The sequence below is a fragment of the Candidatus Xianfuyuplasma coldseepsis genome (genome assembly GCF_014023125.1).
Classification (GTDB): Bacteria; Bacillota_I; Bacilli_A; order Izemoplasmatales; family Izemoplasmataceae; genus Xianfuyuplasma; species Xianfuyuplasma coldseepsis.
The window spans coordinates 631,167-644,327 of record NZ_CP048914.1; the positions used below are offsets into that span (position 1 = coordinate 631,167).

Sequence of the window (13,161 nt, forward strand, 5' to 3'; positions counted from 1 at the left end):
TTGTACCACAATCAATCACAATATGATACAATGAGGCTGGTGATTTCCATGAACATTTTACTCATTAGTATCGATGCTAAGTTCATCCATACAAACAATGCTGTTCGCCTCTTAAAGGCCAACAGTACTTTTCCAATTGAGATTCGTGAGTTCACCATTAAAGATCGCATCACAACAATTGAAAAAACCATTCGACAGCGTAAATGGGATGTCATTGGATTTAGTGTATACATTTGGAATGTGGAACTAGTTAAACAACTGCTAATACGAGTAGAAAATACATCAAAGACTATTATTCTTGGGGGACCTGAAGTCAGTTATGATCCTGAACATTTTCTACAGTACAGAGCGGTTGAGGTCATTGTTCGTGGTGAAGGAGAACTCGTATTTGATCGGTTATTGCAAAGATTACAACACAATAAACCCTATGAAGATTTACCCAATATAGCCTATCGAAAACAAGGCGAGATTATCAAGAAACCAATTGAAGAAATTCAACATCTCAATTCACTAGAAGCGCCTTACTATTTCGAGGATGATATAGCCAACATACCAAATCGAATAACTTATATAGAGAGTTCGAGAGGTTGTCCCTATCATTGTAGCTACTGCCTTTCCTCACTGGAAAAATCAGTACGATTTTTCCCTGTAGAAGGGGTTAAACGTGCAATAACATATGCAATGAAGCACGGTTCTCAAACCATTAAATTTCTCGATCGAACCTTTAACGCAAATCGTCATACTCTAGATATTCTTGATCATATTATTCACGAGGATAATGGACGTACCGTATTTCAATTTGAAATTACAGGTGAAGTCTTATCTCCTAAGATCATTGAGTATATTCACAATTATGCACGGCCAGGACTCTTCCGTTTTGAAATTGGCATTCAATCCACCAACGAAACCACAAATCATCTTGTGGATCGTCATCAAAACACCCCACAACTCTTCGATCGTATCCGTCAAATCCAACAAGGAGGCATCATTGATCTTCACCTCGATTTGATTGCCGGATTACCGCAAGAAGACCTCGCATCCTTCAAAAAAACATTCGATGAAGTCTTTTTCTTAGGTGCGAAAGAACTACAACTGGGATTTCTAAAAATGCTTAGAGGGACGAAAATCCGTCTATTTGCCGATTTATACCATTACAAATATCATGAACAAGCTCCCTATGAAATCATTGAAAATAACGTTCTCTCCAAACGTAATATCAATGAGATCAAACATGTTGAACACATGCTGGAGATGCACCACAACAAAGGATATTTCGGTGATAATCTACACCAATACATCCTTTCCCAACCATCCCCTTATGCCTTCTTTAAGAAACTCTATGCACATTACAAGAAACACAAGTTCAAACAACACGGTTATCAACTTGTGGATGTTTATAACAATCTGTTGTTGTTTCTTCCGGAGGATCATCACTACTCCATTCTTCAAGATTACTTGCTTCGCAGTAAGATTAAACCACAGATATTCTTTACCCAATCTCTTACGAAAAAAGAGAGAAACATGGTGTTACAGCAAGTACATAATATTACCAATATTCCACTTCACAAGCTCTACAAACACAGTGTAATATTGAAAGGAAAAAGCGAGTATTTCGTTGCATACTACGAAGATCAAAACTGTATTTCATATAAAGTAAAAGCGCCCGAATAGGCGCTTTTGTTATTTAAATATATATAAGATTGTATCGTATAATGCATCGATGTATTGGTCCAAATTAACGGTTTCTTGTTGTTCGACATTGGCATTGGATAAACGGTTGATGCTCCCCGAAATTAACGCTGCAAACAAGGTTCCTTGAATGGCAATATCATCAACATGTAAGTATTGCTCTTCAACTCCTTTGGTAAGTACGCTTGTAAACATCGCTTCAAACTTCTGAGCTGTCTTTCGTAACTCTCGTCCAATCCCACTATTTTTCATATGTTTCGGAAGTGCTTCACTCTGCATGGGCATAATGTATTTAAAGATGTTCGAACTTTCTGTAGCAAGGTGAAATACATAGTGTAACTCTTCTTTTAACAATTGTTCAAACGGTAAATTCAGATTAGGTTCGTGTGCTGAAACCGACTCAATCGCTCGTTCGAAGATACGAATCATCGCTTGGGTTAAGATTTCATCTTTGGTATCGAAGTATTCATATATCGTACTTTTTCCAATATCCACTTTGCGAGCAAGTTCACTGATAGAGAAGTTCGCATCCAGACCTTTGGTATTGAATATCTCAATTAATGCATCTAGTATTTCAACTTTTCTAGACATTTACTGCACCTGATTTCTTCCGGAATACCCAACTTAGAACGACTGCAACAAAGGCAACAATTCCAATTACTAACACATACCACTCTGAATAGAAGTAGTAGGTAAGTGGTGTTGCAAGACCAAAGACAATCAATCCAAATGACGTAAAGATTCCGCGTTCATGTAATGTTACTAGATAATACATAATCGGTACAACAACTAACGTTAAGACTGTAGCATAAAGCATACCACCAATCGTAGTTACGGCCATAGGTTGCATCATCTCTGCACCTTCACCAATACCAATCGCCATTGTTGATAAGGCTAATATGGTTGTTAGTGCCGTCATAATGATTGGACGAAGACGCGTTTTACCAGCTTTCAGTAATGCTTCTTTAATGTCCAGCCCTTGTTCACGTAATTGATTCGTATAATCCACTAATACAATCCCGTTGTTTACAACGACTCCGACCAGTATGACAAATCCGATTGTTGCAACAACACTGACAGGCATACCACTTAAGAATAGAATTAAGAATCCTCCTGTAAAGGCAAGCGGTAAGGTGGCCATAATGATGAATGGATAAGTTAAGGATTGGAACTGTGATGCCATAACCATGTAGATTAAAACAACTCCTAATGCAATGGCTAAGACAAGTGTATTTAATGCCTCCATAATTTCTTCGTTTTCACCAGCAACTTCCATTTCAAAATCGTCTGGAAGGGTATAATCAGCAATCGCTTCCTCGATATCTTGTGCGACGAATGTACCATTGTAGTTTTCATCGAATGTCGCACTTACTGTAATAGTACGTGTACCGTTGGTATGGCTGATGGATTGGAATCCATCAATGATTTCAACGGTTGCAACATCACCTACTGTAATGACATCTAGAGGATTCATAAAGTTGACACCAATTGGCAAGTTTTGTAGTTCGGTAAGCGAGTATTCAGTACCCGAGTAGTTTGAAGAACTATCGTATACATATAGGTCGTATAAATCTCCCGTAACATTTACTGTCGTGGTAACCTCTTCCTCAGCAAGTAGCTCTGCAACCGCACCAAGTACCTGTGCTGTCGTTAATCCATAAGACATCGCAACATCTTTGTTAACGGTAATCTTCACTTCTTCTGCAGGGATACCAACGCCATTATCAACAGCCTCAACACCTTCAACAGTTGCCACTATATCAGCAAGTTCTTGTGCTGTCGCTTTTAAAACATCTAAATCGTATCCGCGAATCTCAAGTTGGAATCCACTACCCGTCAACATGTCGGTTTGCTGTTGTGATCCAGCAATCTCAAAGTCGATGGTTTCGTACTCTGTCGACAACATCGTTTCCAACATACTTTGCATTTCTAATGTCGAGTTCTCACGATTATCAATAAGAACAACATTTGCCGTAGCGGTATCGCTAGATGTAATACCAAACATACTTCCTTGCATCGAACCAAGGCTTAAACCGACAACTTCAACATCCTCATATGCTAGAATGTCATCGGCTATGTTATCAAGTGTCGTAACAAAATCATTATAGGCTAACGGATCATCAACGGGGTTATTGATTGTAATCGTTAACTGTCCTTCATCTGAAGAAGGAAAGTACTCAAATCCATTGGTTAAGGCAAGGACAATTGAACCTCCAAATAATAGAACAACAGCGGCCAAAACAATATATTTAAAGCGGAATGCTAGTTCCAAGATACGTCCATAAATATTTTTTGATTTATCCAAACTTGATTCATTTTTCTCTTTGGTATCTTCTTTCAGTACTTTTGAGGAAATCGCCGGAACTAACGTTAACGCAATCAATAAGGACGCGGTTAAGCTATAGGCAATCGTTAATGCCATTTGCATAAAGATTTCCTTGATAAATCCTTCAATGAAGAGTACGGGGATAAAGACACTAATTGTCGTAATGGTAGATGCCGTAATCGCTCCAGCTACTTGTTTTGTACCTTCAATGGCAGCATCACGGTTTGAATATCCTTCGTGTTTAAACCGGAAAATATTCTCAATAACAACAATCGAGTTATCAACCAACATCCCAATACCGAGAGCCAATCCTCCTAGTGAGACAATGTTTAACGTTATACCAGTGAAGTAAATCAACACTAACGCAAACATCAAGCTGATGGGAATGGATACGGCAACTATCGACGTAGCACGAGCACTGCGTAAGAAGACAAACAAGACGATAACAGCAAGAATTGCCCCATAGAGTAAGTTGGTAGCAACCGTACCAGTAGCATTATTGATGTAATCTCCTTGATCAAGTAATACAGTAAATTCAAGTGTTGTATCATCATCATCCAATGCACGGATGATGGCGTTGATTTCATCGGTAACATCGGTGGTTGCAAAATCACTACTTTTCTGAATGGAGAATGTAATCGCGTTTTCACCATTCACTTTTGAATATTCTTTATCATTCGCATTTACATAGGTGACATCCGCAATATCATCCACACTGAGTTGAATTGCTGGGATGTCGCCAAATCCTGGGAAGTTGAAAATAAGCATCTCACGAATGTCGTCCAAATCGCCAAACTCATCACCAACGCGAACCAAATAATTCAATCCGTCATCTAGGTTCGCATACCCAACAGGGTACTCAAAGTTTTGCGCCATGAGCAGATTCGAAATCAATTCTTTATCAAGAAGCATGGCATCCTCTGGGTCTGCACCTGGAATGGATTCAAACAGTGTCGTAATTTGAGCGTTAACCGTATCAATCGCTGCTTCATCAAGGACCACTTGTATCTCGGACTCATATGCGCCGCTGACACTGACGCTAGCCACACCAGGAACACGTTCGATTTGTGGCAGTATGTCTTCATCGACGTAATTGGTTAGTTCTTGTTGTGTAAACCCTTCTTTGGTGACACTAATTTGCATGATTGGCATCAAATCCGGATTCAATTTGATAATCATTGGGTCACCAACCATATCAGGGAAGGCGGATGTCAACATATCTAAGTTCTCTCGCATTTCAATTACTGCACTATCCATATTGGTGTCACCATTGAACTCCAACATAATAATACTGATATTTTCCTGTGAGATACTTGTAATTTCTTTAATGTTTGTGGTTGTTGCTAATGTCTCTTCTAATGGGGTTGTTACTACTTCTTCAACTTCATCAGGAGACGCACCTCCATAGGTTGTCAGTACAACACTATACGGTATGTTCATATTTGGAAATAGATCGGTTGTTAAATTGGTGTATGAAACGACACCAAATATTATCACGATCAACACAGCCATAAATACAGTAATGGCTTTATTCACTGAAAATTGCACTAAATTTTTCATGTCATAACTCCTTTTAGTAATATAGATATAAAGAACCCGACCGAATGGTCGGTCGGGTTCTATTATTACATAGAATTTTTAAGAAATCAAGTATTATGTTTCGGTTTAATCAAAATAGGTATCAACGCTACCGGTATCGGTTGATGCATTCCATGAACTTGGTTCGAAAGACTCATCACTATTTTCATAACTGATGCTTCCTGTGTCAGTATCTGCAGTGATATCATCGGCGTAGACATCAACCAATTTAATGGATCCTGTGTCGGCTTGAAGAACAATTGTATCCCCGTCTTGCAAGTCTTCATTAATGTGTTTCATTGAAATGGACCCCGTGTTGGTTGTGATATGATAATCATCAAAATTCGTGGATTCGACATCAATTGCACCCGTCGATGTTGACAAGGTTAAGGTTCCTGCTTGGGATACATTGACATTGCGAACCAAGATGGTTCCAGTATTGGTTGAGGCATCAATATCATCGACCAACTCAATATAACTAAGAACAATACTTCCTGTATTGGACGATACGTCCATCGAGGAGAAATTGACATTTCTGATATCAATGGTTCCGGTGTGGGTAACAATGTTGGCTTCTTCTAAGATCATGTCTCTAGGAACTTCAATGCGTACTTTGTATTGTTCCCCGAAGAGACGGAAGATATCCGTTACATTAATGAATATACGATTCTCATAATCTTGTGTTAGTGTTAACTCATTGGTGTCAAAATCAAAGTCATAAGTGAATTTATCGTCTTCATAATACGTATGAACAATTTTCATTTCGTCGCTGTCAGTCAGAACAATTTCTACATCCATGGTGTCAAAATCGGTAATAATTGTCCATTCATCCATATCGGCGATTTCAGAAGCAAAGTCTTCGGTTATGGTTTCCACTTGGGCATCGGTAGCTCCATATTCTGCTTCCACCCAATCAAAGTTGTTGAAGATCCAGAATCCGGTATACCCAATGGTAACTAAAGCACCAACAAGTAGAACATTCTTCACGCGGTTCACACCACGATGACGTTTAAACCATCCATCGAGACTATATCGGCTTAGCTTTTTAATGTATTTTTCACGGTTTTTCACTTTAAATACATTCAAATGCCACACGACAATGGTTTTGGTTACAAAAATCGTTGCTCCAAGGACCACAAGTCCAAATAAGAAATAGAGATAGTATCCTGCTGTCATAAAGGCAAAGACAAACTCATCAACTGTTGATACATCTCCTAATAATAAGGAGAGTGTTGCGAAGTACGATACGCTCGATCCTAAAATGGAGAACGCTACACTTACTAATGATGGTAATAACCATGTAGCAACAAATATATCAAATAAGATAATGAGTACAACTTGGGTAGAGTTTACGTTGGAATAACGCTCTTCTGATTTTTTTACGTATTTGGGGCTAACACCATACTCTTCCAAGACATTTCTTGCAATCACTTCTGGTTTTTCCAATTCAGCTATTACTTCTTCTTCGGTTTTGTTTTCATAAATGGTTCCCGTATAGAATCGTTCTTCATAGAAGGCGAGAATCTCGCGACGTTCTTCTTTTTCTAATACGGATAACTCTTTGTCTAATCGACGTAAGAAATCTAGTTTATTCATATCGATCACTCCTTATCATTTTATTAACGACCCGTTGAAACTTTTCCCAGTCCTTCTTCAACTCAGATAACCGTCCGTTTCCTTTTTTACTGACACGGAAATATTTCCGTGGAGGTCCTTCTGAGGATTCTCTTAGATACGTTTCACAAAGTCCTTCTTTCGTTAATTTGCGTAAAATTGGATAGATTGTTGATTCCGATATCGCCATATTCTGACTAATATCTTGGTAGATGTCATACCCATAACGATCATGTTCGGCAATTTTACTTAAAACCACCATTTCTAAGACACCTTTTTTCAGTTGAGTACTCATGGGAGCACCTCCTCCTACACATTATGTGGTATTACACAATGTATAGTACCATACAAAATATACAAATGCAATAGTTTTTTAACAACTTTTTTCAATTTTTTTGGTTTATACTTTAGTATAAAAAAAGAGACTTTTTCAAGTCTCTATTCAATATCAATGATACGCATACCGTTTGTAGGAGCCCCGATTGGGAATCCACCGGTAATGATAACACGATCACCTTTTTTGATACCGTAGTCCTTTTTCGCAAGAGCAATGGCTTTCTTAACAACGGTCTCTGTATCAGGTACCAACTCAAATTCTACAGGTTCTACACCACTGTGAAGTTGCAATCCTTTGGCATATGCTTCGGTCGTTGTGAGTGCTAAGATACGTGCATTGGGACGGAATTTCGATAAGTACTTCGCCGTGCGTCCTGTCATCGTTGGGACAATAATTAAGTCCACTTTTGATTGAATGACTGTATAGGCAACACTGATGGCGATGGATGTTGCTATCGTTCGTGAACTAATCGACTCTTTGTTGGCGCGTTTTACGATATCACGGCGATCCAATTTTTCTTCAATACGGTGCGCAATACGGGCCATCGTCTCGACACTTTCAATTGGGTATTCACCAATTGCACTTTCACCACTTAGCATAATGGCATCGGTACCATCATAGATGGCGTTTGCAACATCACTGACTTCGGCACGAGTTGGGCGAGGATGTTCAATCATCGACTCCAACATTTGGGTTGCAGTTACACTGACTTTCCCAGCAGCAAGACATTTATTGATGATATCTTTTTGAATAATCGGTACTTCTTCTGCAGGTACTTCTACACCCAAATCACCACGGGCAACCATTATTCCATCAGCGATATCAATGATTTCTTCAATGTTATCGACGCCTTCTTTGTTCTCAATCTTGGCGATTATTTGAATATTGCTATTGCCATTGTATTTCATGATGTTTCGAATTTCTTGAATGTCGCTGGCTCGACGAACAAAGGATGCTGCAATGAAGTCAACATTATGTTCGCATCCCCATTTGATGTCATCGTAATCTTTGGAAGAAATGAAATCAAGATTTAGTTTGACACCTGGAACGTTAATTCCTTTTCGGTTTTTCAGGGTATGGGTGTTTTTCGCCACTGCGGTAATTGTTTTGGCTTTCTTATTTATATGGGTTACTTCGAGTTCTAAATAACCATCATCGACTAAAATACACTCGCCGACCTTTATATCATTATATAGATTGGGGTAGTTCACACTAAATGCTTCACTAGTCCCTTCAATTTCATCCATGTGGATCAAAACATCGGCACCTTCAAAAATCGTCGCTTTCCCATCTTTGAACAAATGCGTACGTATTTCCGGTCCTTTGGTATCCAATAAGGTAGCGATATGTAATCCCGTATCCTTATTCACTCTCTCAAGCGTCTTCATTCGCTGTAAATGATCATCGTGAACACCATGGGAAAAATTCATCCGCATAACATCCATTCCAGCTAATGCTAATTCCTTCATCACGTCATAACTTTCAGAAGCAGGACCGATGGTACAAATAATCTTTGTTTGGTTAAAAGGTTTCATTTTGTCATCTCCTATTTCAGGCGTCCAACCAAGCCATAGCGCTTGTTTGGTATTTCTCGTTTCTTATTGAGGGCGAAATTGATATCATAATCGACATAATCCATACCGCGTAGTCCAACGGCTCGTCCACCCTTACCTTGAGACAATAATTCAACGGCGTATTCGCCCATTTCAGTAGCCAATACACGATCAAAGGCAACGGGGTCTCCCCCTCGTTGAACATGTCCAAGAACTGTCGCTCTAGTTTCAAAACCGGTATGATTCTCAATGTCTTCGGCCAATTTATGAACATCGGTTAGTTTCTCCGTGACGACAACAATCGCATGCCGTTTACCGGATTTATTAGAATCCTTGATAGCTCGTAATAACAAGTCTTTATTGAACCCCGTCTCTGGGGTAACAATAAATTCACTTCCTCCAGCGATTCCGGAATATAGCGCAATATCACCGCAGTGACGTCCCATGACTTCAACCACACTACAGCGTACATGACTCATTGATGTATCCCGTAATTTATCGATGCTGTCGACAGCGGTTTGAAGTGATGTCATAAACCCAATGGTGTAATCTGTACTAGAGATATCATTATCAATCGTTCCCGGTAATCCAATGGTCTTTATTCCCATTTCATGTAGGGCTTGTGCTCCCCGGTACGTCCCGTCCCCACCAATGACAACAACAGCTTCAATACCGAGCTCTTTTAAACGATCGACGGCTTGTTGCCGGACATCACGATCTTTAAATTCAAGGAATCTGGCACTACCTAAAATGGTCCCACCACGACTAATGATTCGCGATACATCATTGCGTTCAAGTTTCTTAATATTTCCCTCACATAGTCCTTTATATCCAAAGTAAATACCATACACTTCCATGCCATAATGAAGACCACTTCGTACCACGGCACGAATTGCGGCATTCATCCCTGGGGCATCTCCCCCAGATGTCATAACTGCTATTTTATTCATGTTTGTCACCACCGATTTGATTATAACATATTCCAACTCTTTGCCAAGTTCTATGAGAACTTAAGCGTTTTTATTTGATAAGTCATGGAGATTGGTTACGATTACTTGTCGTTCTCCTTTGCGTTCTTCCACTTTCCCTTTGCATAAGAACACATGTCCTTTAACGACGACATCTTGTAGTTGCTCATAAATTCGTGAAAACAAGACGCCAGACAGTTTTACATATTCATCCTGAAGAGTTACAAAAGCCATTGGTTGATTCCGTTTCGTCGTAATTTGACGTACGGATGTTAAGACACCAACAAGGCGAATTTCAGTATTCAGGTGTTCGTCGGATATGGTGGATGGTACCAAAAGATTATGTTTTTCAATGTACGCTTGGTGATTTAATAACGGATTAATAAAAAGATTAAATCCAATCACTGATTTTTCCAACTCTTCCAGTTCATCATAGGGATACTCATCGATATCACGGATGATGAAATCTTCTTGGCCAATAAAGTCGCCATATGTCGAGAAGTGCATAACCTCTTCTAGTTGATCAATCATCGCTTTTTTGGAATACCCAAATTCATCCAATGCCCCAGCATAGATTAAGGATTCCAATACACGTTTGTTTAAGATTCCTTGGGTTCGTTTAATAAAATCAAAAAAAGTCGTAAACAAGCCGTTTTCCCGTTCTTCTAACAAATCACGAATCGTATTTTGTCCAAGATGTTTAATACCGAGCAAAGGAAACCGCAAGGTATCTCCTTCTGGTTGAAAAATGGCAGTGGAGTAATTGACACTTGGTTTTACAATTTTAACTCCTAGTTTATTCGATTCAAATACGTACTCCCGCATTTGTGATTCACTACCGATAACCGAAGATGTTAAGACACTGATGAAATACTTCGGAAAATTCGCTTTTAAATAGGCCATCCAGTACGATACCATCGCATAGGCTACACTATGGGCTCGATTGAATCCATAATTCGCAAACTTAACGATGTAATCATAGATTTCATTACTAATGGCAATGTCGCGACCTTCTGCGGTAGCTTTCTGGACGAAGTTCGCCCGTTCCTGTTCCAGCGTAGCTAAGTTTTTCTTACTGACGGCGCGACGTAGTAAATCAGCCTCACCCAAAGAATACCCTGCAAACGAGGATGCGATTTGGATAATCTGTTCCTGATAGATGATAATCCCGTTTGTCGGTTCCAATATTTCTTCTAGAATAGGATGTGGATAGGTCACACCTTCTTCTTTGAAACGGCGTTTAATATAGGTTGATATATTATCCATCGGTCCCGGACGGAATAACGCTAGAACTGTCACAATATCTTCAAACTCCACCATTTGCATATCACCGATTAAACGACGCATACCTTTGGATTCCAGTTGGAAAATACCCGTTGTTTCGACACGACGTAACAGTTCATATGTTTTCGCATCATCGAGTGGTATTTTGTAAATGTCAATTACTTCATTGGTCTCTTCTTGGATCATCGATACAATGCGATCAATTGATGTCAAGTTACGTAATCCTAAAAAATCAATTTTAAGTAGTCCAAGACTCTCTAAATCTTTTGCCTCGTACTGTGTTTGGAACATATCGAGTAACCCCGGTTGTACAGCGGTGTAATTGGTCATATCGTCACCAGTGACAATGATTCCCGCTGCATGCGTTGACACATGACGGTGTAGTCCTTCAATCTTTGATGCAATCATTAACAACTCTTTGGCTTGTGGACTTTGCGTCATCATATTTTGAATCACCGTGGATTCCTGTATCATGTCTTTAATATTGGAGAAATTATTCGTTTCTTTGATAATCTGATTAAGTAAGATTCCTTCTACACCTAAAATGCGTGCTGTATCACGGATCGCAGATTTTGATAAAAAAGTCCCGAAGGTGCAAATCATTGATACATTATTCATCCCATATAAATCTCGGACATAGCGAATAATGTCATCTCGTTTATCATCAGGTAAATCCATATCAATATCGGGCAATGTAATCCGTTCTGGATTTAAAAATCGTTCAAATACAAGGTTGTATTCCAAGGAATCCACATTGGTGATTCCCAAACAATACGACACCAAACTCGCTGCGGCACTACCTCGTCCAGGTCCCACCAATACACCTTGTTGTTTGGCATAGCGGACAAAGTCCCAAACAATCAAGAAATAATCATTATAACCCATGGAATCAATGACGGATAACTCATAGTTTAATCGATCGACATATTGTTTCTTGTCAACCGATTGTTGATGTAGGCGTTTCGCTAAGCCTTTGTGTGCAAGTGCCGATAAATAATCCTTTGCCGACACCTCTTGCTTTATTGGATATGCTGGGAGATGCGTTGTGTTGAAATCAAGTTCAATCATACAAGATTCGGCAATGTTATGAGCCGTTTCAATCGCTTTGTCAAACCCTTTGAACTGCCGTTGTACATCCTCTTTTCTTGTAAATGATGCATTGGTAACCTGTCCCAAAACATCTTGTGATTGAACATTAAATATTTGGCGTAATACATCCATGACATCCCGATCTTCTTTATGCATATATCGTACTGGTGGAATGGCTACTAATGGTACTTTTCCATTCATATATGTATTAAATTCCATATCTTTGGATAAACCAACATACCCCTCTTCTAGATGGGTATTCAACCACGAGACAAACTCATTTATGACTTGTTTTTGTTGGTTTTGATACGCACCATACACTTCACTTTGATCGGTAACAACAATACCTATTATTCCTTGATTACGTTGTTTTAACTCCGTAAATGTTAATGGACGTTGTGATGAAATACTTGCTAATTTTAAGAGATTAGAGTACCCTTTTTGATTTTTTGCATATACCAAAAGGGTATTGGTTGAATCGGGAAATAGTCCTTCCACCATTAGTCGTAGTCCAATGAGCGGTTTGATATTGTGTTTTTTACAGGCTTTATAAAACTTCACCGCACCATATAAGTGGGGATCAGTAATTGCTAAACAGCTGTACCCATAGGATACGGCTGTTTGTACGAGTTCCTCGATTCGAATGTTGGATCCATTCATCGCATAATTCGTTTGAATATTCAAATGTGTAAAATTCATGCGATCACCACCATGAAAATTATA

Annotated in this window: 8 protein-coding genes; 1 reads left to right on the top strand and 7 read right to left on the bottom strand. The window is 39.2% G+C overall.

Features of this window, described 5'->3' with window-relative positions; translation table 11 throughout:
• The first annotated feature begins 48 nt into the window (after positions 1-48).
• Positions 49-1,671: a B12-binding domain-containing radical SAM protein gene (locus tag G4Z02_RS02950; protein WP_258878375.1), complete on the top strand. Its 1,623-nt coding sequence runs from the start codon at positions 49-51 to the stop codon at positions 1,669-1,671.
• Between the two features lie 9 nt (positions 1,672-1,680).
• Here G4Z02_RS02950 and G4Z02_RS02955 read toward each other — a convergent pair whose 3' ends face one another.
• From G4Z02_RS02955 to G4Z02_RS02985, 7 genes are all read right to left on the bottom strand, one after another.
• Positions 1,681-2,280: a TetR/AcrR family transcriptional regulator gene (locus G4Z02_RS02955; protein ID WP_258878376.1), complete on the bottom strand. Its 600-nt coding sequence runs from the start codon at positions 2,278-2,280 to the stop codon at positions 1,681-1,683.
• Positions 2,273-5,575, bottom strand: a complete 3,303-nt coding sequence (locus G4Z02_RS02960; protein ID WP_258878377.1) for an efflux RND transporter permease subunit — start codon at positions 5,573-5,575, stop codon at positions 2,273-2,275. The genes G4Z02_RS02955 and G4Z02_RS02960 overlap by 8 nt, the downstream gene beginning before the upstream one ends.
• Positions 5,576-5,680: 105 nt before the next feature.
• The gene (locus G4Z02_RS02965) at positions 5,681-7,189 is read right to left on the bottom strand and encodes a DUF4097 family beta strand repeat-containing protein (RefSeq protein WP_258878378.1); all 1,509 of its coding nucleotides are present in this window, start codon (positions 7,187-7,189) and stop codon (positions 5,681-5,683) included.
• Positions 7,182-7,502, bottom strand: a complete 321-nt coding sequence (locus G4Z02_RS02970) for a PadR family transcriptional regulator (RefSeq protein ID WP_258878379.1) — start codon at positions 7,500-7,502, stop codon at positions 7,182-7,184. The genes G4Z02_RS02965 and G4Z02_RS02970 overlap by 8 nt, the downstream gene beginning before the upstream one ends.
• A 143-nt stretch (positions 7,503-7,645) precedes the next feature.
• On the bottom strand, positions 7,646-9,079 hold the full coding sequence (gene pyk, locus G4Z02_RS02975) for a pyruvate kinase (RefSeq protein ID WP_258878380.1): 1,434 nt from the start codon (positions 9,077-9,079) through the stop codon (positions 7,646-7,648).
• 11 nt (positions 9,080-9,090) lie between these two features.
• Positions 9,091-10,047: a 6-phosphofructokinase gene (gene pfkA, locus G4Z02_RS02980; RefSeq protein ID WP_258878381.1), complete on the bottom strand. Its 957-nt coding sequence runs from the start codon at positions 10,045-10,047 to the stop codon at positions 9,091-9,093.
• Between the two features lie 60 nt (positions 10,048-10,107).
• Positions 10,108-13,137 (bottom strand): DNA polymerase III subunit alpha, encoded by a 3,030-nt coding sequence (locus tag G4Z02_RS02985; RefSeq protein WP_258878382.1) that lies wholly within the window; start codon positions 13,135-13,137, stop codon positions 10,108-10,110.
• Positions 13,138-13,161 lie beyond the last annotated feature (24 nt).

Coding starts and splice junctions, on each gene's coding strand:
- G4Z02_RS02950 (WP_258878375.1), top strand. CDS start 49: ATGAACATTTTACTCATTAGTATCGATGCTAAGTTCATCCATACAAAC.
- G4Z02_RS02955 (WP_258878376.1), bottom strand. CDS start 2,280: ATGTCTAGAAAAGTTGAAATACTAGATGCATTAATTGAGATATTCAAT.
- G4Z02_RS02960 (WP_258878377.1), bottom strand. CDS start 5,575: ATGAAAAATTTAGTGCAATTTTCAGTGAATAAAGCCATTACTGTATTT.
- G4Z02_RS02965 (WP_258878378.1), bottom strand. CDS start 7,189: ATGAATAAACTAGATTTCTTACGTCGATTAGACAAAGAGTTATCCGTA.
- G4Z02_RS02970 (WP_258878379.1), bottom strand. CDS start 7,502: ATGAGTACTCAACTGAAAAAAGGTGTCTTAGAAATGGTGGTTTTAAGT.
- pyk (WP_258878380.1), bottom strand. CDS start 9,079: ATGAAACCTTTTAACCAAACAAAGATTATTTGTACCATCGGTCCTGCT.
- pfkA (WP_258878381.1), bottom strand. CDS start 10,047: ATGAATAAAATAGCAGTTATGACATCTGGGGGAGATGCCCCAGGGATG.
- G4Z02_RS02985 (WP_258878382.1), bottom strand. CDS start 13,137: ATGAATTTTACACATTTGAATATTCAAACGAATTATGCGATGAATGGA.